This window comes from Oceanimonas pelagia, from assembly GCF_030849025.1.
Taxonomy (GTDB): Bacteria; Pseudomonadota; Gammaproteobacteria; order Enterobacterales; family Aeromonadaceae; genus Oceanimonas; species Oceanimonas pelagia.
Genome location: NZ_CP118224.1, coordinates 1,594,212 through 1,613,989, shown reverse-complemented (window position 1 = coordinate 1,613,989; position 19,778 = coordinate 1,594,212). Strand labels below are relative to the sequence as shown.

Genomic DNA, 19,778 nt, shown 5'->3' with positions numbered 1-19,778 from the left:
ATCAGGGTTTGGCCATGGGGGCCGAGGCCTGGTTGCGGGCGTTGATGGAGCCACCCTGGCGGCCGCTGGTGGCGACGGGCTGGCGTACCAGGGGCGGGTAGTCCGGCTTCACGTAAGGCACGGCTTCCACTACCGGCGGCTTGGTCATGGGCGCAGAGGCCTTGCGGGCCGCCAGGTAACGACCGGCAGTCGCTACGGGCTGGGCTGCAGCCACGGGCGCTTCTGTTTTCGGCTCGGGCTCGGGCCGGGCTTCAACCTCCGGGGCTTCGGCTTTCGGCTCGGGCCGGGCTTCGGCAACGGGAGCTTCTACCTTCGGCTCGGATTGGGCTTCAACCACCGGGGCTTCGGCTTTCGGCTCGGGCCGGGCTTCGGCAACGGGAGCTTCGGCTTTCGGCTCGGGCTGAGCTTCCGCTGCCGGTGCTTCTGCCTTGGGTCCCGGCTGAGCTTCGGCCACCGGGGCTTCTGCTTTCGGCTCGGGCTTGGCTTCGGCCACCGGGGCTTCGGTCTTCGGCTCGGGCTGGGCTGGCACTGCCGGAGCCTCGGGCTGCTTCACTTCTGCCGGTTTCACCCCGGCGGTGGCCTGCGGCTCGGAAGCGGGCCGAGCGGCTTGCTGTTCGGCCTCGGTTTCGCTGGCTACCCATTTGTCGGCACCCTGTTCGGCGATGAGTGCGGCAATGCTTTCCTCACGGCGACGGCGACGGCTGTCTTCATTGATGCGCTTGCGCTTGGGAGCACGTTTGTGCGGGTGTGCCTGCTCCTGGGCGGCGTCGGTCTTCGGCTCGTCCACCGTGGTTTGCGCTGCCTCGGCCTGCGGCTCCTGAACACGGCCTTCGCTGTCCAGACGCACCTTTTTGCGCAACTGGCGGCGCTGGCGACGCTCGGCAATGACCTGCTCTTTCTGAGCATCAGGCTGAGCGGTTACCTCGGTGGCGCGGGGCGCTTCTGCTTCATGCACCGGCTGGGCTGGCTCCTGCGGCGGGCGGGCGGCGCGCTCGGGCTGCTGCTCGCGGCGGGGCTTGCGGCGCTCACGACGCGGACGCTCCGGCTTTTGCTGCTCGTTGCTTTCCTGAACAGCGGCGGCCGGCGCCGGCTTCTGGCTGCGCTCTTCATCACGGGGTTTGCGGTTTCGGTTGTTGCCGCGGCGTTCGCCACGTTCACGGCGATCCCGCCCTTCGTGACCGCGGTTGCCGCGCGGGCTGCGCTCCTGCCTGACCGGAGTCGGCTCGGGGGTTGTGGTCTGGGTTTGCTCCGGGCTCTTGAACCAGCCGGCGATGGCGCAGAACAGCCGGCTCAGCAAACCGGGCTGACGGGGCTGAGGCTGCTGCTGGGGCTCGGGGCGGCTGGCCGCAACCGGCGCCGGCGCCGGGGCGGAAAAGCCCTGCAGGGCCGGCTGCTCGCTCTTTTTCACCGCCTGCTGCTGGCGCGGCTGGTAGGCTTCCTGCTCCACTTCGGTCTTCAGCTCATAGCTGGTCACTTCTTCCACATCACTGGTGCGCACCCGGGTCACGTCAAAGTGGGGGGTTTCCAGCTGCTCGTTGGGAATAATGTAGATATCGACCTTGTAGCGGTTTTCCAGGTTGGCAATGGACTTGCGCTTTTCGTTGAGCAGATAGGCGGCCACGTCCACCGGCACCTGGGCGTGGATCTGGCCGGTATTGTCTTTCAGCGCTTCTTCCTCGATCAGGCGCAGAATGGCCAGGGCGAGGGATTCGTTGTCGCGAATGGTGCCCTGGCCCAGACAGCGGGGGCACACATGGGTGCTGGACTCGCCCAGCGACGGGCGCAGGCGCTGGCGGGACATTTCCAGCAGGCCAAAGCGGGAGATCCGGCCCAGCTGAATGCGGGCACGGTCCTGACGCACGGCGTCGCGCAGGCGGTTTTCCACTTCGCGCTGGTGGCGTACCGGCGTCATGTCGATAAAGTCGATCACCACCAGGCCGCCCAGATCGCGCAGGCGCAGCTGACGGGCAATTTCTTCCGCCGCTTCCAGGTTGGTCTGCAGCGCGGTTTCTTCAATGTCGCCGCCCTTGGTGGCGCGGGCGGAGTTGATGTCGATGGAGGTCAGTGCCTCGGTGGGATCGATGACAATGCTGCCGCCGGACGGCAGCCGCACTTCCCGCTGGAAGGCCGACTCGATCTGGCTCTCAATCTGGTAGTGGCTGAACATGGGCACGTCGCCCTCATACAGCTTCACCCGGTTGATAAAGTCGGGGCGTACCAGCTGAATGTGCTGCTTGGCCCGTTCAAACACCGTGGGGTTGTCGATCAGAATCTCGCCGATATCACGGCGCAGGTAATCGCGAATGGCGCGCACAATGACGTTGCTTTCCTGATGGATCAGGAAAGGAGCGGCGCGGCTGTCGGCGGCTTCCTGAATGGCGGTCCAGTGGGTTTTGAGTACGTTCAGATCCCACTCCAGCTCTTCGCCGGATTTGCCCACACCGGCGGTGCGCACAATCAGGCCCATGCCATCGGGCAGCTTGAGGCGGGACAGGGCTTCCTTCAGCTCGGTGCGCTCGTCACCTTCAATGCGGCGGGAAATGCCGCCGGCGCGGGGGTTGTTGGGCATCAGCACCAGGTAGGAGCCGGCCAGGCTGATAAAGGTGGTGAGGGCGGCGCCCTTGTTGCCACGCTCTTCCTTGTCGATCTGAACGATGACTTCCTGACCTTCCTTGACCACTTCCTTGATGTTGGGGCGACCCTGATAGCTGTAACCGGCGGGGAAGTAGTTGCGGGCAATTTCCTTGAGGGGCAAAAAGCCGTGGCGCTCGGCGCCGTAGTCGACAAAGGCGGCTTCCAGGCTGGGTTCAACCCGGGTGATTTTGCCTTTGTAAATGTTGGCTTTTTTCTGCTCGTGGCCGGGGCTTTCAATATCGAGATCGTACAGTCTTTGCCCGTCCACCAGGGCAACGCGCAACTCCTCTTCCTGGGTTGCGTTAATCAGCATTCTTTTCATTGAGTACTCTTTTTATATGTTTTTACTGTTTTCTACAGTGTTCGTGTTACCCGGAGCGACCATTCGGCTCCGACCGACACCGGCCTCGAGTCTGTCAGCGTAGTCATTACAGCCTCCCGGCTGGCTACGCATGAGGCGCATTTTTCAGGTGTGTATCACGTCAAAGGGAGGGTAGCCCAAAGGTCGCGAACCAAACGGTGTTTCCGGGGTTTGGGTGTGTGTCTCCCCAACCGGGAAGACACGAAAAACTCACGCATTATCACACTTTACCCACAGCCTTAGCAAGGCACCATTTTTGCAGCAAAAACACCGGCTTCGGTGGTAGAATCGGCGGCATGAAACAAGACAATCAAAGCGTGCGGCTGCTCACCATAGAGGCTGAGCATGAAGGGCAGCGCATCGACAACTTTTTACGGACTCAGCTCAAAGGCGTTCCCAAAAGCCTGATTTATCGTATTTTGCGCAAGGGTGAGGTTAGGGTTAACAAAAAGCGCATCAAACCGGAATACAAGCTGCTGGCCGGCGACGTCATTCGCGTGCCGCCGGTGCGGGTGGCCGAGCGGGAAGAGGTATTGCCGTCGGCCAGGCTCGACAGTGTGCAGGGGCTGGAAAGCGCCATCCTCTATGAAGATGACGCCCTGCTGGTGCTCAACAAGCCCTCGGGCATGGCGGTACACGGCGGCAGTGGCCTCAGCTTTGGCGTGATTGAAGGGCTGCGCGCCCTGCGACCCCAGGCCAGGTTTCTGGAACTGGTGCACCGGCTGGACCGGGACACCTCCGGCATTCTGCTGGTGGCGAAAAAACGCAGCATGCTGCGCAGCCTGCACGAGCAGCTGCGGGAAAAAACCATGGACAAGCACTACCTGGCGCTGGTGCGCGGCCAGTGGCAGCCGCACCAGAAGGTGGTGAAGGCGCCGCTGAAGAAAAATGAGCTGGCTTCGGGCGAGCGCATCGTCAGAGTGGACCGGGACGGCAAGCCCTCGGAAACCCGTTTTCGCATCGTGCAGAAGTTTGACGGCGCCACCCTGGTGGAGTGCAGCCCGGTCACCGGCCGTACTCACCAGATCCGGGTGCATACCCTGCACGCGGGCCATCCCATTGCCGGCGACGACAAATACGGCGATCGTCAGTTTGACGAGAAAATGCGTGAGCAGGGGCTGGGGCGCCTGTTTCTGCATGCCTGTCGCATTCGCTTCTTCCACCCGGGCCGGGAAGAAACCATGACCCTGGAAGCGCCTCTGGAGCCGGCCCTCAAAAAACTGCTCACGAGAATGGCCGGCGCATGAAGTACGAACTGGTGATCTTTGACTGGGACGGCACTTTAATGGACTCGGTGGCGCGCATTGTGTCCTGCATGCAGGCGGCGGCCACCGACTGCCGGCTGCCGGTGCCAAGCCCCGAGGCGGTGCGTCATATTATCGGCCTCAGCCTGTACAAGGCCTTTCCGATTCTGTTTGGCGAACTGTCTGCGGCGGAAAGTGACGCCTTGTTGCTGGCCTACCGCCGGCATTATCTGGAGCTGAACACCACGCCCTCGCCGCTGTTTGCCGGCGCCGCCGACACCCTGGCCGGGCTGCATCAGCAGGGGTACCGGCTGGCGGTGGCCACCGGCAAGCAACGGGTGGGCCTGGACCGGGTGCTGGCCGATACCGGCCTCGGGCATTTGTTTCATGCTCTGCGGGGCGCCGATCAGGCCCGCTCCAAGCCGGATCCGCTGATGCTGGCCCAAATTCTGGACGAACTCAGTCTGGCCCCGGAGCAGGCGGTAATGGTAGGCGACTCCAGTTACGATCTGGCCATGGCCGAAGCCATTGGCATGGATCGCATCGGCGTCACCTACGGTGTGCATAACCGCGACCAGCTCGGCGCCCATAGCCCCATCGCCATGATCGACGATATTCGCCATCTGCCCCAGTGGGTTTAAAACCGTGAAGGGTGAGGAGGTCCTTTCACCTCACTCCTCACTCTTTACCCCTCACGAATCAGGGAACATCCACCCTGAATTCCGCCAGCAGCTCCACCAGGGCGATCAGCGGCAGCCCCACCAGGCTGTTGGGGTCGCGGCCGTCCATGCGCTCGAACAGGCTGATGCCAAGGCCTTCGCACCTGAAGGCGCCGGCGCAGTCCAGTGCCGGCTCTTTTGCAAGATAACGGTCGATCTGCGCCGGTGTGAGCGGGCGAAAATGCACATGAAAGGGTTCAACCAGTGCACGGCTCTGGCCCGAGGCAATGTCATGCACGCACAGGCCGGTATAAAAGGACACCCGTTTGCCGGCGGCGGCCAGCAGCTGTGCCCGGGCCCGTTCAAGGGTGCCGGGCTTGCCCAGCAGGTGGTCGCCGTTGACGCACACCTGATCCGAGCCAATCACCAGCCCCGCCTGGTATTGGGTCGCCACTGCCGCCGCCTTTTGCCGCGCCAGGCGCAGGGCGAGGGCGTCGCCGGTTTCGCCGGGCAGGGGCGCTTCGTCTATGTCGGGGCTGTGGCAGGCAAAGTCGAGGCCCAGGCGTGCCAGCAGGGCGCGGCGGTAGGGAGAGGAAGAAGCAAGGATAAGGGAAGGCATGAAATCACTCTGGCTAACGAAATGTCGGGGCCGATTTTAACGCCAGGCCCGTTCGCCTTACAAACCGGGACTGGTTAGCCATTGCGCCATTTTCCCTTTGACTCCGGTGAAGTGGCGCTATAATATGCGCGCCTTATGGAAAAGGTAAAGTTGCCCATCAAGGTTGACCCCGTTCGTTGTGCCAATAAACGCCTGGATTACCAGGGTGTTTTTGCCGCAGCGCTGATGCCCAGACTGGCGGAGTCAACCCTAGGTATCCATGGTGATATCGACGTTTCACTGAGCTTTGGCACCGATGCCCAGGGGCTGCGTGTGATGACGGGCCATGCCCGCGCACAGGTGGCTCTTCAGTGCCAGCGCTGTAACGAATCGTTCGACACCGCCATAGAGTCCGAGTTTACGTACACGCCTTTGCGTGAAGACGCCGAGGCGCCGGAGCTGCCGGAAGCGTACGAGACGTTTGAGGCTGATGAATTCGGGGAAATCAATCTGGTCCAGATCATTGAGGATGAACTCATTCTCGCACTGCCCCTGGTGCCGGCTCATGACAATGAGCACTGCGCCGAAGGCCGGTATGATCTGAGCTACGGCGATATTCCCGAAGCCGAAGAGCGTCCGAATCCTTTCGCGATTCTGGAAGAGCTGAAACGAAAGTAACTGATTTAGGAGTTAGGTCAAATGGCCGTACAACAGAACCGTAAAACCCGTTCCAAGCGTGGTATGCGTCGTTCACACGATGCCCTGAGCACTGCCAACCTGTCTGTAGACCAGACCACTGGCGAAACTCATCGTCGTCACCACGTGACTGCCGATGGTTTCTACCGTGGCCAGAAGGTAATCGCCAAGTAAGGGTTGCCTTTTGCCGCAGCTGACCGTTGCGCTTGATATGATGGGGGGCGATTTTGGCCCTCCGGTTACAGTGCCTGCCGCCGCGCAGGCACTGTCGCTTCTGCCCGATCTTCATTTGCTGATATTCGGGTCTCGCGCGGCGCTTTCCCCCTGGCTTGAACGCTGTCACCTGACCGCCCATCCGCGGCTTCGGGTGCATTACTGTACCCAGCAGGTCACCAATGAGCACAAGGCCGGTTATGCCCTGCGTCACCTGGCCGACTCGTCCATGCGCCAGGCCCTGGATGCCCTGGCCCGGGGCGACGCCCAGGCCTGTGTCAGCGGCGGCAATACCGGCGCCCTGATGGCGCTGGCGGTGCGGGTGGTACACACCCTGCCGGGGGTGGATCGGCCGGCGTTGATCACCCGTTTGCCCCAGGCCGACGGCGGTTATGCGCTGTTGCTGGACGTGGGCGCCAATGTCTGCTGCGATGCCGGACAGCTGGTGCAGTTTGCCCTGATGGGCGATTCGGTGGCGCGGCATGTGTTGTCGCAGCCGCGCCCTCGTGTGGCACTGCTGAATGTGGGCGCCGAGGCCAACAAGGGTAACGATGCCGTCCGCCAGGCGGCCCGGCGCCTGAAGGCGCACTCCGGGCTGCATTTTACCGGCTATGTGGAAGGGGATGATCTCTTTGCCGGCAAGGCCGATGTCATTGTCTGTGACGGTTTTGTCGGCAATGTGGCGCTGAAAACCAGCGAGGGCGTGGCCCGGCTGTTGCTGGGGGCTGGCAAAAAGCGCGGTTTCTGGCGAAAACTGCTCGCCTTCTGGGTAAAGCGGCGACTTTCTCATCTGAACCCAGACCAGTATAATGGCGCCAGTCTGATAGGATTGCGCGCCAGTGTGGTAAAAAGCCACGGGAGCGCAGGTTCACCCGCCTTCTTGAATGCGATTCTGCAGGCCATCGCCGAAACCGAGCATGCTTTGCCTGCCAGGATTGCGCACCGTTTCGATACTGCCCCTCAGGACAGTCACGCAAGATAATGCCTATGAACAGTAAAATTTTGGGAACCGGCAGCTACCTGCCCCAGGACGTGCGCACCAATGCCGATCTGGAGCGTATGGTAGAGACCAGTGATGAATGGATAGTTGAGCGCACCGGCATTCGCGAGCGCCGCATTGCCGGTGCCGAAGAAACCGTGGCCACCATGTCTTACGGCGCCGCCCTGCGCGCCCTGGAAGCCGCCGGCATTGAAGCCGGCCAGCTCGACATGATAGTGCTGGCCACCACCAGTGCCGACAACGCTTTTCCGGCCGCCGCCTGTGAAGTGCAGGCCATGCTCAAGGTGCCCGGTATTCCGGCCTTTGATCTGGCCGCCGCCTGCGCCGGCTTCAGCTACGCCCTGAGCGTGGCGGATCAGTTTATCAAGAGCGGTCAGGCCCGCCATGTGCTGGTGATCGGCGCCGACGCCCTGTCGCGCATGTGCGATCCCGAAGACCGCTCCACCATTATTCTGTTTGGTGACGGTGCCGGCGCCGTGGTGCTGGGCGCCAGTGAAGAGCCGGGCATTCTGTCCACCCACCTGCATGCCGACGGCGCCTATGGCGAGCTGCTCAAGCTGCCGCACCGCCAGCGCGGTGTGACCGGCACCGAAATGGATGCCTACATGCACATGAAGGGCAATGAAGTGTTCAAGGTGGCCGTCAGCCGTCTGAGCGACATCGTGACCCAGACCCTGGAAGCCAACGGCATCGACAAGTCGGAACTCGACTGGCTGGTGCCGCATCAGGCCAACTACCGTATTATCAACGCCACCGCCCGCAAGCTGAACATGCCCATTGAGCGCGTGATCCTGACTCTCGACAAGCACGGCAATACCTCCGCCGCCAGTGTGCCCATCGCCCTGGACGAAGGGGTGCGTGACGGCCGCATTCAGCGCGGCCAGCTGGTACTGCTCGAGGCCTTTGGCGGCGGCTTTGCCTGGGGCTCGGCCCTGGTCCGTTTTTAAGAGGAATCATCATGTCTTTTGCCATTACCTTTCCCGGTCAGGGCTCTCAGACCGTTGGCATGCTGGCCGATGTGCTGGCCAGCCACGAGATTGTAAAAAATACCTTTGCCGAGGCGTCCGAGGCCCTGGGCTACGATCTGGCTGCCCTGGTGCTGAACGGCCCGGCGGAAGAGCTGAACAAAACCTGGCGTACCCAGCCGGCACTGCTGGCGTCCTCCGTGGCCCTGTACCGCCTGTGGCAACAGCAGGGTGGGGCAGTGCCCGCCCTGATGGCCGGTCACAGCCTGGGCGAATACTCCGCCCTGGTGTGCGCCGGGGTGCTCAGCCTGGCCGACGGCGTCAGGCTGGTGGAGCTGCGCGGTAAGCTGATGCAGGAGGCCGTGCCCGAGGGTACCGGCGCCATGTCGGCCATTATCGGCCTCGACAATGACACTATTATTGCCAACTGCGAAAAGGCCGCCGAGGGTGAAGTGGTATCAGCGGTCAACTTCAACTCGCCCGGTCAGGTGGTGATTGCCGGCAACAAGGCTGCGGTAGAGCGTGCCAACGCCCTGATGAAGGAAAGCGGCGCCAAGCGTGCACTGCCGCTGCCGGTGAGTGTGCCGTCCCACTGCGCCCTGATGAAGCCCGCCGCCGATCAGCTGGCCGAGACCCTCAACACCATGAGCTTCAACGCGCCGGTTGTGCCCGTGCTCAACAACGTGGACGTCAAATCCGAGACCGATCCCGCCGCCATCAAGGACGCCCTGGTGCGTCAGCTGTACAGCCCGGTGCGCTGGACCGAAACCGTGGAAACCATGGCCGCGCAGGGCGTGACCCTGGCGCTGGAAGTGGGCCCGGGCAAGGTACTGACCGGTCTGGCCAAGCGCATCGACAAGCGGGTGGAAGGTCTGGCGGTGAACGACGATGCCAGCCTGGAAGCGGCCCTGGCCGCCGTTAACGGTCTGTAATCCCCTGTTAAAGGAGTGAATATGAATTTTTCCGGTAAAGTAGTACTGGTCACCGGTGCCAGCCGCGGCATCGGCCGGGCCACCGCCGAACTGTTTGCCGAGCGTGGCGCCACCGTCATCGGTACCGCCACCAGCGAAAAGGGCGCCGAAGCGATCAGCGCCTATCTGGGTGACAAAGGCACCGGTCTGGTACTGAACGTGACGGATGCCGCCTCCCTGGATGCGACCCTGGGCACCATCAGGGAGCGCTTTGGCGACATCGACGTGCTGGTCAACAACGCCGGCATTACCCGCGACAACCTGATGATGCGCATGAAGGACGAGGAGTGGCAGGACATTATCGACACCAACCTCACTTCCGTGTTCCGCCTGTCCAAGGCGGTGCTGCGCACCATGATGAAAAAGCGCTTTGGCCGCATCATCACCATCGGCTCCGTGGTGGGCACCATGGGTAACGCTGGCCAGGCCAACTACGCCGCCGCCAAGGCCGGCCTGATTGGCTTCAGCAAGTCCCTGGGGCGGGAAGTAGCCTCCCGTGGCATTACCGTGAACGTGGTGGCCCCCGGTTTTATTGAAACCGACATGACGCGCGCATTGAATGACGAGCAGCGAGCCGGTATCTTGTCACAGGTTCCGGCTCAGCGCCTGGGCGACCCCAAAGAGATTGCATCCGCCGTGGCCTTTTTGGCGTCGGATGAGGCCGGATACATTACCGGCGAAACGCTGCACGTTAACGGCGGCATGTACATGGTGTGATGAAAATCACCACAGTTGGCACCTGTTTGGCGGAAAATGCGGCATTTTTCGTATAAATTCTGGTTTGACCAGCCCCAAACAGGCTTGCAAACGACGGTTATTTTTATACACTACCGCAACGACACGCACTTGCGTATTTCTAAAGGAAAATACTGGTCATGAGCAACATCGAAGAACGCGTAAAGAAAATCATCGTAGAGCAACTGGGCGTTAAGGAAGAAGAAGTTAAATCCGAAGCTTCCTTCGTTGATGATCTGGGCGCGGATTCCCTGGACACCGTTGAACTGGTAATGGCTCTGGAAGAAGAGTTCGATACCGAGATTCCTGACGAAGAAGCGGAAAAGATCACCACCGTTCAGGCCGCGATCGACTACATCAACGCCAACCAGGAATAACAAACCTGTACCGGAGTGGCGCCCGCCACTTCGGTTTTTTTCTTGTTTAAAATCCCATTCGGAGGCGCTCCTGTGTCCAAACGCAGAGTCGTGGTGACTGGCCTCGGTATGCTCTCTCCTGTCGGAAACTCGGTCGATGCCAGCTGGCAGGCCCTGCTGGCAGGTCAAAGCGGCATTACCAACATCGATCATTTTGATACCACCGATTACACCACCAAGTTTGCCGGCCTGGTCAAGGATTTTGACCCGGAAGCGCATGGCATTGCCAAGAAAGAAGCCCGCAAGATGGACCTGTTCATTCAGTACGGAATCGCCGCCGGCCTGCAGGCCTTTGCGGACGCCGGCCTGGAGATCACGGACGCCAATGCGGACCGTGTTGGCGTGTCCATCGGCTCCGGTATTGGTGGTCTTGGCCTGATTGAGCAGAACCACACCAGCCTGATGAACAGCGGCCCGCGCAAGCTGAGCCCGTTCTTTGTGCCGTCCACCATCATCAACATGGTATCCGGCCATTTGTCGATCATGAAAGGCCTGCGTGGCCCCAACATTGCGGCTACCACTGCCTGTACCACCGGTACCCACAGCATTGGTCTGGCAGCGCGCATGATCGCCTACGGCGACGCCGACGCCATGCTGGCCGGCGGCACCGAAAAGGCCTCCACGCCCATGGGCATGGGGGGCTTTGCCGCCGCGCGTGCCCTGTCCACCCGCAACGACGATCCGCAAAAGGCCAGTCGTCCGTGGGACAAGGAGCGCGACGGCTTTGTGCTGGGTGACGGTGCCGGTGTGGTGATGCTGGAAGAGTACGAGCACGCCAAGGCCCGTGGCGCCACCATTTATGCCGAACTGGTTGGTTTTGGCATGAGCGGCGATGCGCACCACATGACGGCGCCGCCCGACGATGGCAGCGGTGCCGCCGCCGCCATGGCCAATGCCCTGCGCGATGCCCAGCTGGATCCGGCCCTGGTGGGCTACATCAACGCCCACGGCACCTCCACCCCGCTGGGGGATGTGGCCGAGCTGAAGGCGGTGAAGAAGGTGTTTGGCGAGCATGCCGGCAAGCTGCTGGTGAGCTCCACCAAATCGATGACCGGTCACCTGCTGGGTGCCGCCGGTGCCATTGAAGCCATCATTACCGTGCTGGCCCTGCGGGATCAGATTGCCCCGCCCACCATCAACCTGGACAACCCGGATGATGAGTGCGATCTCGACCTGGTGCCGCACCAGGCGAGAAAGGCCGAGTTTGAGTATGCCCTGTCCAACTCCTTCGGGTTTGGCGGCACCAATGGCTCATTGATCTTCAAACGCATATAATGGCCCTTCGGCCAGAAACAGCCCGGCCATGAGCCGGGCTTTTTTTATCGGAGCACATGCAGACACTACTGGATTCAACGGCGCTGGCCCGGGGCTGGCAACTCGGCGACGGCCACTTCACCACCATGCACGCGCGGCGGGGCCGGGTGCGGCTGTGGCCGTTGCACCAAGCCCGGCTGATGGCGGCCTGCCGCCGGCTGCACATGGCCGAGCCGGACTGGGCCGCCATTGACGCCGAACTGACCGCGCTGCCGGACGAAGGCGATCGCGTGGTGCGCCTGACCCTGTTGCGCGGCCCCGGTGGCCGGGGCTACGGTATTGCCGGCTGCGGTGCCACTCAGGTGGCGCTGAATGTGTCGCCCTTTCCTGCCCACTATTTTACCTGGCGCGAGCGGGGTATTGACCTTGGGGTGTGTGAAGGGCGCCTGGGCAGTTCACCGCTGCTGGCCGGGCTCAAGACCGTGAACCGGCTGGAGCAGGTGCTGCTCAAGGCCGAGCTTGAGCGGCGGGAGCTGGCGGAAGGCGTGGTACTGAACGAGGCGGGCAGGGTGATGGAGGCGGTGACCGCCAACCTGTTCTGGCGCAAGGGCGATGCCGTTTTTACCCCCGAGCTGGCCAACGGCGGCGTGCACGGTACCCTGCGGGCCTGGGTGATGGGGGAACTGGGCGAACGGGTGCAGGTTGTGAGCGCGCCCCTCGAAGCCCTGCAGGACGCCGATGAAATCTGGCTCACCAATGCCCTGATGGGCCTGGTGCCGGTGTGCTCGCTGGCCGGGCGCAGCCTGGGCGGCGACTATTCCATAACGAGAGCACTGCAACAGCGATATGAGCAAATTGATTAAAGGCCTCAGGGCCGCCGTGCTGGCTGCCACCCTGGCGGGCCTGGGGCTGGCGGGATATGGCTACCACCAGTGGCAGCGACTGGAAAACCTGACCATCACGCCGGGGGAGCATCCGTTGTTTGTCGTGCACCGGGGCGAAACCGCCCTGCAACTGACCGGCCGGCTCAGCCCGGAGCTGCCCCTGCTGCACCGCCGCTTGTGGCTGAAGCTGCACCCGGAGCTGGCGGCGGTGCGCCAGGGCACCTACAAGCTGGAACCGGGCACGCGTCTGCGCGAGGCGCTGACCAAATTCGTGAACGGCGATGTGTACCGCCTCAATGTGACCCTGGTGGAGGGCCTGCGACTGTCCGACTGGCGGGCCAGGCTGGCCGGGGCCGAATATCTGGAGCACGAGCTTGAAGGGGTGAGCGAGGCCGAGCTGGCAAAACGGTTGGGTGCCGAACACGACAAGCTGGAAGGGTTGTTTTTGCCGGAAACCTACAACTACACGCCCGGCGACAGTGACCTGGACGTGCTCACGCGGGCCTATGAGCATATGCAGGAGTTTCTGGCCGAGGCCTGGGAAAATCGCGAACCCGATCTGCCCATCAAGACGCCTTACGAGGCGCTGATCCTGGCCTCCATCATTGAAAAGGAGACCGGCATTGCCGAAGAGCGGCCCATGATCGCCTCCGTGTTCGTGAACCGGTTGCGCCGGGGCATGCGGCTGCAGACCGATCCCACGGTGATCTACGGCATGGGCGACGACTATGACGGCAACATTCGCAAGCGCGATCTGCAGGCCCACACCCCCTACAACACCTATGTGATAGACGGTCTGCCGCCCACGCCCATTGCCATGCCCAGCCAGGAAGCGATTCGCGCGGCGCTGAACCCGGCCGAGAGCAAGTATTACTATTTTGTGGCCATGGGTGAGGGTCGTCATCATTTCTCCCGCACCCTGCGCGAGCACAACAACGCGGTGCGCCGCTACATTCTGAACAGGTGAGCCATGAGCCGTTTTATTGTGATTGAAGGGCTGGAAGGCGCCGGCAAGAGCACGGTGCAACGCCATGTGGTGAGCTGGCTTGAAGCGCGAGGCCACAAGGTGATGACCACCCGCGAGCCGGGGGGCACGCCGCTGGCGGAAAAAATGCGCGCCCTGGTCAAGGAAGTGCATGACGAGCCCCTCACCATGGAAGCCGAGCTGCTGCTGATGTATGCCGCCCGGGTGCAGCTGGTGAAAAACCGCATTCAGCCGGCGCTGCGCGACGGCGTCTGGGTGGTGGGGGACCGGCACGATTTGTCTTCCCGGGCCTATCAGGGCGGTGGCCGGGGCATAGATGCCGGGCTTATCAGCCAGATCAAGCAGGCGGTGCTGGGCGATTTCAAACCGGATCTGACCCTGTACCTCGACATTGATCCGGCCCAGGGCCTGACCCGGGCCCGCCGCCGGGGCGAGCTCGACCGCATTGAGCTGGAAAACCTCGATTTTTTCGAGCGCACCCGGGCCCGTTACCTGGAGCTGGCCAAGGCCGATCCGAATTGCGAGCTGATCGACGCCGGCGGTAACGAGCAACAAGTGAAAGCGCGGGTGCTGGCCTGCCTGGAGCGACGCCTGTGTACAGCTGGCTGACGCCGGTGTGGCAGCCCTTGCTGCAGGGCGTGCGCGAAGGCCGGCTGGGCCACGCGCTGCTGATCAAGGGCATGGCCGGGCTGGGCAAGGGCGAGCTGGCGGCCGAACTGGCCACCGCTTTATTATGCCAACATACAAGCAATGCCCCCTGCGGCATGTGCCATGCCTGTGAGCTTAACGCCGCCGGCAGCCATTCCGATCTGCATGTGGTGGGCCGGGAAGGGCGCAGCATTGGCATCGACGCCATTCGCGAGCTGGGCCGCATCATGAGCGAAAGCGCCCGCCTGGGGCACGGCAAGGTGGCCATTATCGAGCGGGCCGAGCTGATGACCGAGGCCGCCGCCAACGCCCTGCTGAAAACCCTGGAAGAGCCGGCGGGGCAGGCCACGCTGATTTTGGTGTCGTCCCGGGCCGAGCGGCTGTTGCCCACCCTGATCAGCCGTTGCCAGCAGTGGCTGGTGCCACTGCCCGCCACCGCCACCGCGCTGACCTGGCTGAACGAGCAGGGGGTGAGCGCCACGGCAGCGGCGCTGAGCGTCAACCAGGGCTCGCCGCTGCAGACCCTGGAGTACCTGCGAGCGGGGGCCGACGACAAGCGGCTGACGCTGCTTGCCGAGCTGGTCACCCTGGGGGAGTCCCCCAGTCACCTGGCCAGGGTGCAGAGCATGCTGCTGGAGCAGCCGGTGCATCTGGTGTGGGTGCAGCTGTTGCTGCAGGACGCCCTGCAAACCGGCCTGGGGGTGAACGCTCCGCTCAGGCTCGATGACTGTCGTGACCAAAGTGCGCGTCTTGCCCGGTTGGGTGCCATGAGGCTGCATGAGCTCGGCAGCGCACTGCTTGAGCTGCGCCGCAGCCTGCAGCCCGGACAGGGCCGGCCCATGAATGCCGGCCTGCAACTGGGCCAGTGGCTGCATCGCCTGCAGCAGGCATTAACTCATTACTGATTGATAAAACACGTTTTACTGGATACTGGAGCCGATTGTGCTGGTTGATTCCCATTGCCACCTCGACAAACTGGATTACGGCAAGAAACACAAGAACATGGACGAGGCCATTGCCAAGGCTGCCAACCGCGGCGTGAACCACATGCTGTGCATTGGCGTGGGGCTGTCGTCCTTTCCCGATATGCTGAAGGCGGTGGAGCCCTACCCGCAGGTGTTTGCGTCCTGTGGCGTGCACCCGTTGCATCAGGGCGACGAGCAAAACGATCCGGCGTTGCTGCGACAACTGGCGAGTCATCCTTCCGTGGTGGCCATCGGCGAAACCGGGCTCGACTATTTCTACGCCCCGGAAAGTGCCGAGCTGCAAAAGCGTTCCTTTGAGCAGCATGTGGAAGTGGCGGTAGCGCTGAACAAACCGCTCATTATTCACACCCGCAGCGCCCAGCAAGACACCCTGGAGATTCTGCGCCAGGGCGGCGCCGACAAGGTGGGCGGTGTGCTGCACTGTTTTACCGAATCCCTGGAAATGGCCGAAGCGGCCATTGAACTGGGTTTTTACATTTCCATCTCCGGCATTGTCACCTTCCGCAGCGCCGATGCCCTGCGGGAAGTGGTGAAGGCCCTGCCACTGGAGCGGCTGCTGGTGGAAACCGACTCCCCCTGGCTGGCGCCGGTGCCGTTCCGGGGCGAGGAAAACGAGCCCGCCTACACCCGCACCGTGGCCGAATTTGTGGCCGAGCTCAAGGGCGTGCCCTATGAAGAAGTGGCCCGGCAAACCACCGCCAACTTCTTTGAGCTGTTCAAGCTCGCAAAGCCCGTTGCCTGACTAATACGTCACCCCCGCGAAGGTCTATGAATTTGTCCCCCCCGCGAAGGCGGGGGTCCATGGGCCTCTGCATTTATCACAGGCCGTAGGTTGGGATGAGCTACGCGAATCCCAACAACCCGCAGTCGGCTTCGTGTTGCAATTCGCTGCGCTCATTGGCAACCTACTGCCAATCCCCAATCCCCAATCCCCAATCCCCAATCCCCAATCCCCAATCCCCAATCCCCAATCCCCAATCCCCAATCCCCAATCCCCAATCCCCAATCCCCGCCCTTTCACCTTCCCGCTTTCTCCCCGCTCTTCTATAGTAAGCACTGTTCCATTTGCATCTGAGGTGAATTGACGTGCTTGCCTGGCATCTGTGGCTGATTGCCGCCCTGGTTCTGTTGCTGGCCGAACTGCTCGGTACCGGCTTTTTTGCCTTTGCCATGGGGCTGGCGGCGCTGGTCGCCATGACCGCGGCCCTGCTTGATGTGGGCGCCACCGGCCAGTGGTTTGCCTTTGCCATTGCCACCGGCGTGCTGGCACCCTTGCTGAAAAAAGCCTTTCGCGAGTTGGCGCCCTCGCGCCGGCAAAGCGGGCTGGCGGGGGAAAGCCGTCATCAAACCGGCACTCTGGTGCGCCATCATAGCGGTGAGCTGCGACTCAAGCTGGAAGGGGATGTGTTTATGGTGCGTGGCCTGCCCGGCACTGAGCTAAAGGAAGGCGAGGAAGTGGAAATCGTCCGTTTCGACGGCATTACCGCCATCGTCAAGCAACCCGAATAATATCAGCGAGAAAACCTTTACAGCCGAATTTCAATAACAAGGGGATTGTGTCATGGATGTGATGTTGATTATTGCCCTGGTGTTTACCGTGCTGGTGCTGGCACTGGTGATCAAGGGGCTGATGATAGTGCAGCAGTCGGAAGCCGTGGTCATTGAGCGCCTGGGCAGCTACCAGAAAACCCTGAGCCCGGGCATTAACTGGATTATTCCCTTTGTCGACAAGCCCCGCTCCATCAAGGTGCGCCGTTACCAGGCCATCGGCGGCGAGAATGTGGCCGTGGTGCAGGAGGAAACCCGCATCGACCGGCGCGAAACCGTACTCGATTTTCCCGGTCAGTCGGTGATCACCGCCGACAACGTCAGTGTGACCGTGAACGGCGCCCTGTATTTTCAGGTGATCGATCCCGAGCGGGCGGTATACCAGACCGAAAACCTGATCCAGGCCATCGAGATCCTGGCCAAGACCTCGCTGCGCTCCGAGGTGGGCAAAATGGAGCTCGACAAGCTGTTTGAATCCCGCCAGGAGATCAACGACAAGCTGCAGCTGGTAATGGACGAAGCCGGCAACAAGTGGGGGGTCAAGGTCACCCGGGTGGAGATCCAGGACATCATGATCCCCGCCGAGGTGGAAGACGCCATGCGTAAGCAAATGGCCGCCGAGCGGGAGCGCCGGGCCCTGGTGCTGCAGGCCAACGGTGAGCGCGAAGCCGCCATCGCCCGGGCGGAAGGGGAGAAGCGTTCCAACATTCTGGTAGCGGAAGGCGAAAAGGAAGCCGCCATTCTGATGGCCGACGGCCAGCGCCAGGCCATTGACCAGGTACTGGCTGCCGGCAGCGACCGGCTCGATCCGCAAATGGTGGTGGGTTACCTGCTGGGGCTGGAATACCTGAAAACCCTGCCCGAAATCGGCAAGGAGGGGGATCGCATCTTCCTGCCCTACGAGGCCAGCAGTGTGCTGGGTGCGGTGGGCAGCATAGAGGCGCTGCTCAAGGGCAAGGTGCAGTAATCTTTCTGGTGCATCGCTCCTACGAAGGCGGGAGCCCATGACATATTGCACCGGACTTCCGCTTTTGCGGGAGTGGCACAGACAACCCAGTCTTTCTTCATACACAGAAATGGCAGGCGCAGGCCTGCCATTTCTGTAACTGCAGCTTTCCCCATTCACAGCGTCATTCCCTGGCCGGCAAGCCGCCATCAATCCTGTCTGCATTGCCGACGGCTCAGACTAAAGTCTAACCAATATTGTCAACACATCACCTTGATGAACCTCGTTTGTGGTGATAATTTTGTTTCATATCCGTTAAATTGTTGACACATTGAATGAGCGAGCAAGAAGCAATACAGAGAGATTCAGGCCGGCAGAGCGCCTCCACAGTGTGCGAGGCCCCCTTGTCACTGACCGAGGAGAGGGAGCTGACCAAGTCGGAAAACCTGACCGAGCAGCTGATCGATCTGATCGTGAAGGGGGAGTTTGCCGCCGGCAGCAAAATCTCCGAGCCGGAGCTGGCGCGCCGTTTTGGGGTGAGTCGCGGCCCGCTGCGCGAGGCCATCATGCGGGTGGAGTCCTTGGGTTTGATTGAGCGGGCCCCCCATGTGGGCGCACGGGTCATTGCCCTCAGCCGGGCCAGGCTGGTGGAGATCTACGCGGTGCGCGAAGCCCTTGAGGGCATGGCGGTGCGCCTGGCCTGCGAGCACATTACCGACCAGGAGCTCGAAGCCCTGCAGCAACTGCTGGATACCCACGGCCAGCACATTGAGGAGGTGGAAGGCGCCTCCTATTTCCACCAGCAGGGAGATTTCGACTTTCACTACCGCATTATTCAGGCCAGCCGCAACGGCACCCTGATTGGCCTGCTGTGTGACGAGCTTTACCACCTGCTGCGCATGTACCGTCATCAGTCCCAGCGTTCCCATTCCCGTCCGCAGCAAGCGCTGGCCGAGCATTACCACCTGCTGTCGGCCCTACGGGAGCGGGACGCCGAGCTGGCCGAGCTGCTGATGCGCCGTCATATCATGCGCAGCCGGCAACTGATTGCACAACAACTCAATGATGAACAAGGAGAAAGCGTATGAGTCCGGGAGCACGATTCCGCCAGGCCGTGGCCGACAGTCACCCCCTGCAGGTGGTGGGCACCATTAACGCTTACTGCGCCATGATGGCGGAGCAGGTGGGCCACCAGGCCATTTATCTCTCCGGTGGCGGCATCGCCAATGCCTCTTATGGCCTGCCGGATTTGGGCATCACCACCCTTAACGATGTGCTGGAAGACGTCCGCCGCATTACCGCCGCCTCCGGCCTGCCATTGCTGGTGGATATCGACACCGGTTTTGGCGGGGCCTTTAACATTGCCCGCACCATTAAAGAGATGGAGCGCGCCGGCGCCGCCGCCGTACACATGGAAGATCAGGTGGCGCAAAAGCGCTGTGGCCACCGCCCCAACAAGGCGATCGTCAGCCAGGACGAGATGGTGGATCGGATCAAGGCGGCGGTGGATGCCCGCACAGATCCCGATTTTGTGATCATGGCGCGCACCGATGCGCTGGCGGTGGAAGGCATGAACGCCGCTATCGACCGCGCCATTGCCTGCGTGGAGGCGGGAGCCGACATGATTTTCCCCGAGGCCATCAACACCCTGGAGCAGTACCGGCAGTTTGCCGACGCGGTCAAGGTGCCCATTCTTGCCAACATTACCGAGTTTGGCCAGACCCCGCTGTTCAGCCGGGACGAGCTGGCCGAGTGCGGTGTGAGCATGGTGCTGTATCCGCTGTCGGCGTTTCGCGCCATGAACCAGGCGGCACTGAACGTATATCAGCATGTGCTGAAAGATGGCCATCAGCGCCAGGTGGTGGACAGCATGCAGACCCGCGAGCAGCTCTACCATTACCTGGGCTACCACGATTACGAGAAAAAGCTCGATCGGTTGTTCAGCGAGCAACGGGGCGACTAACCCGCCATTCAGCCAAAAAAGTGATCAATGACAGATAACAGTGCTTAAACACGTGATCACGATATTCGACCA

21 protein-coding genes are annotated in these 19,778 nt (G+C 62.0%); 19 read left to right on the top strand and 2 right to left on the bottom strand.

Annotated features, from left to right (window positions below; translation table 11 throughout):
- Position 1: 1 nt before the first annotated feature.
- The gene (gene rne / locus PU634_RS07690) at positions 2–2,956 is read right to left on the bottom strand and encodes a ribonuclease E (protein ID WP_306763465.1); all 2,955 of its coding nucleotides are present in this window, start codon (positions 2,954–2,956) and stop codon (positions 2–4) included.
- 335 nt (positions 2,957–3,291) lie between these two features.
- Here rne and rluC point away from each other — a divergent pair, with 335 nt between their 5' ends.
- Both rluC and PU634_RS07680 read left to right on the top strand, forming a co-directional pair.
- Entirely contained in the window at positions 3,292–4,242 is a 951-nt protein-coding gene (gene rluC, locus PU634_RS07685; RefSeq protein ID WP_306763464.1) for a 23S rRNA pseudouridine(955/2504/2580) synthase RluC, read from the top strand.
- The gene (locus tag PU634_RS07680; RefSeq protein WP_306763463.1) at positions 4,239–4,880 is read left to right on the top strand and encodes an HAD family hydrolase; all 642 of its coding nucleotides are present in this window, start codon (positions 4,239–4,241) and stop codon (positions 4,878–4,880) included. Before rluC ends, PU634_RS07680 begins: the two co-directional genes overlap by 4 nt.
- A 58-nt stretch (positions 4,881–4,938) precedes the next feature.
- Here PU634_RS07680 and PU634_RS07675 read toward each other — a convergent pair whose 3' ends face one another.
- On the bottom strand, positions 4,939–5,517 hold the full coding sequence (locus PU634_RS07675; RefSeq protein ID WP_306763462.1) for a Maf family protein: 579 nt from the start codon (positions 5,515–5,517) through the stop codon (positions 4,939–4,941).
- Between the two features lie 135 nt (positions 5,518–5,652).
- On the opposite strand from PU634_RS07675, the gene yceD reads away from it, so the two are divergent.
- The 17 genes from yceD (at position 5,653) to prpB (ending at position 19,706) form a co-directional block, all read left to right on the top strand.
- The gene (yceD, locus tag PU634_RS07670) at positions 5,653–6,174 is read left to right on the top strand and encodes a 23S rRNA accumulation protein YceD (RefSeq protein ID WP_306763461.1); all 522 of its coding nucleotides are present in this window, start codon (positions 5,653–5,655) and stop codon (positions 6,172–6,174) included.
- 21 nt (positions 6,175–6,195) lie between these two features.
- Entirely contained in the window at positions 6,196–6,366 is a 171-nt protein-coding gene (gene rpmF / locus PU634_RS07665) for a 50S ribosomal protein L32 (protein ID WP_014292445.1), read from the top strand.
- A gap of 10 nt (positions 6,367–6,376) precedes the next feature.
- Positions 6,377–7,387: a phosphate acyltransferase PlsX gene (plsX, locus tag PU634_RS07660; RefSeq protein WP_306763460.1), complete on the top strand. Its 1,011-nt coding sequence runs from the start codon at positions 6,377–6,379 to the stop codon at positions 7,385–7,387.
- Between the two features lie 5 nt (positions 7,388–7,392).
- Positions 7,393–8,352 (top strand): beta-ketoacyl-ACP synthase III, encoded by a 960-nt coding sequence (locus PU634_RS07655; protein WP_306763459.1) that lies wholly within the window; start codon positions 7,393–7,395, stop codon positions 8,350–8,352.
- 8 nt (positions 8,353–8,360) lie between these two features.
- Positions 8,361–9,302, top strand: a complete 942-nt coding sequence (fabD, locus tag PU634_RS07650; protein WP_306763676.1) for an ACP S-malonyltransferase — start codon at positions 8,361–8,363, stop codon at positions 9,300–9,302.
- Between the two features lie 21 nt (positions 9,303–9,323).
- Complete coding sequence (gene fabG, locus PU634_RS07645) at positions 9,324–10,058, top strand: 3-oxoacyl-ACP reductase FabG (RefSeq protein WP_306763458.1); 735 nt, start codon at positions 9,324–9,326, stop codon at positions 10,056–10,058.
- A gap of 158 nt (positions 10,059–10,216) precedes the next feature.
- Positions 10,217–10,453 carry an acyl carrier protein gene (gene acpP, locus PU634_RS07640; protein WP_014292450.1) on the top strand — a complete coding sequence of 79 codons (237 nt, stop codon included), beginning with the start codon at positions 10,217–10,219 and terminating at the stop codon, positions 10,451–10,453.
- Between the two features lie 72 nt (positions 10,454–10,525).
- Positions 10,526–11,767, top strand: coding sequence for a beta-ketoacyl-ACP synthase II (gene fabF / locus PU634_RS07635; RefSeq protein ID WP_306763457.1), 1,242 nt, complete (start codon positions 10,526–10,528; stop codon positions 11,765–11,767).
- Positions 11,768–11,823: 56 nt separating this feature from the next.
- The gene (gene pabC, locus PU634_RS07630; RefSeq protein WP_306763456.1) at positions 11,824–12,609 is read left to right on the top strand and encodes an aminodeoxychorismate lyase; all 786 of its coding nucleotides are present in this window, start codon (positions 11,824–11,826) and stop codon (positions 12,607–12,609) included.
- Positions 12,593–13,597 (top strand): endolytic transglycosylase MltG, encoded by a 1,005-nt coding sequence (gene mltG / locus PU634_RS07625; RefSeq protein ID WP_306763455.1) that lies wholly within the window; start codon positions 12,593–12,595, stop codon positions 13,595–13,597. The genes pabC and mltG overlap by 17 nt, the downstream gene beginning before the upstream one ends.
- A gap of 3 nt (positions 13,598–13,600) precedes the next feature.
- Positions 13,601–14,224, top strand: coding sequence for a dTMP kinase (tmk, locus tag PU634_RS07620; protein WP_306763454.1), 624 nt, complete (start codon positions 13,601–13,603; stop codon positions 14,222–14,224).
- Positions 14,209–15,168, top strand: a complete 960-nt coding sequence (holB, locus tag PU634_RS07615) for a DNA polymerase III subunit delta' (protein WP_306763453.1) — start codon at positions 14,209–14,211, stop codon at positions 15,166–15,168. The genes tmk and holB overlap by 16 nt, the downstream gene beginning before the upstream one ends.
- A 34-nt stretch (positions 15,169–15,202) precedes the next feature.
- Positions 15,203–15,991, top strand: a complete 789-nt coding sequence (locus tag PU634_RS07610) for a TatD family hydrolase (RefSeq protein WP_306763675.1) — start codon at positions 15,203–15,205, stop codon at positions 15,989–15,991.
- 344 nt (positions 15,992–16,335) lie between these two features.
- Positions 16,336–16,758, top strand: coding sequence for an NfeD family protein (locus tag PU634_RS07605; RefSeq protein WP_306763452.1), 423 nt, complete (start codon positions 16,336–16,338; stop codon positions 16,756–16,758).
- 52 nt (positions 16,759–16,810) lie between these two features.
- On the top strand, positions 16,811–17,764 hold the full coding sequence (locus tag PU634_RS07600) for an SPFH domain-containing protein (protein WP_306763451.1): 954 nt from the start codon (positions 16,811–16,813) through the stop codon (positions 17,762–17,764).
- 383 nt (positions 17,765–18,147) lie between these two features.
- On the top strand, positions 18,148–18,831 hold the full coding sequence (locus PU634_RS07595; RefSeq protein WP_306763450.1) for a GntR family transcriptional regulator: 684 nt from the start codon (positions 18,148–18,150) through the stop codon (positions 18,829–18,831).
- Positions 18,828–19,706, top strand: coding sequence for a methylisocitrate lyase (prpB, locus tag PU634_RS07590; protein WP_306763449.1), 879 nt, complete (start codon positions 18,828–18,830; stop codon positions 19,704–19,706). The genes PU634_RS07595 and prpB overlap by 4 nt, the downstream gene beginning before the upstream one ends.
- The last annotated feature ends 72 nt before the right edge of the window (positions 19,707–19,778 follow it).

What these genes read in the sequence shown, in the direction of transcription:
- tmk (WP_306763454.1), top strand. Translation starts at nt 13,601, where the DNA reads ATGAGCCGTTTTATTGTGATTGAAGGGCTGGAAGGCGCCGGCAAGAGC.
- fabG (WP_306763458.1), top strand. Translation starts at nt 9,324, where the DNA reads ATGAATTTTTCCGGTAAAGTAGTACTGGTCACCGGTGCCAGCCGCGGC.
- rne (WP_306763465.1), bottom strand. Translation starts at nt 2,956, where the DNA reads ATGAAAAGAATGCTGATTAACGCAACCCAGGAAGAGGAGTTGCGCGTT.
- pabC (WP_306763456.1), top strand. Translation starts at nt 11,824, where the DNA reads ATGCAGACACTACTGGATTCAACGGCGCTGGCCCGGGGCTGGCAACTC.
- PU634_RS07600 (WP_306763451.1), top strand. Translation starts at nt 16,811, where the DNA reads ATGGATGTGATGTTGATTATTGCCCTGGTGTTTACCGTGCTGGTGCTG.
- acpP (WP_014292450.1), top strand. Translation starts at nt 10,217, where the DNA reads ATGAGCAACATCGAAGAACGCGTAAAGAAAATCATCGTAGAGCAACTG.
- PU634_RS07655 (WP_306763459.1), top strand. Translation starts at nt 7,393, where the DNA reads ATGAACAGTAAAATTTTGGGAACCGGCAGCTACCTGCCCCAGGACGTG.
- prpB (WP_306763449.1), top strand. Translation starts at nt 18,828, where the DNA reads ATGAGTCCGGGAGCACGATTCCGCCAGGCCGTGGCCGACAGTCACCCC.
- mltG (WP_306763455.1), top strand. Translation starts at nt 12,593, where the DNA reads ATGAGCAAATTGATTAAAGGCCTCAGGGCCGCCGTGCTGGCTGCCACC.
- PU634_RS07680 (WP_306763463.1), top strand. Translation starts at nt 4,239, where the DNA reads ATGAAGTACGAACTGGTGATCTTTGACTGGGACGGCACTTTAATGGAC.
- yceD (WP_306763461.1), top strand. Translation starts at nt 5,653, where the DNA reads ATGGAAAAGGTAAAGTTGCCCATCAAGGTTGACCCCGTTCGTTGTGCC.
- rpmF (WP_014292445.1), top strand. Translation starts at nt 6,196, where the DNA reads ATGGCCGTACAACAGAACCGTAAAACCCGTTCCAAGCGTGGTATGCGT.
- rluC (WP_306763464.1), top strand. Translation starts at nt 3,292, where the DNA reads ATGAAACAAGACAATCAAAGCGTGCGGCTGCTCACCATAGAGGCTGAG.
- PU634_RS07675 (WP_306763462.1), bottom strand. Translation starts at nt 5,517, where the DNA reads ATGCCTTCCCTTATCCTTGCTTCTTCCTCTCCCTACCGCCGCGCCCTG.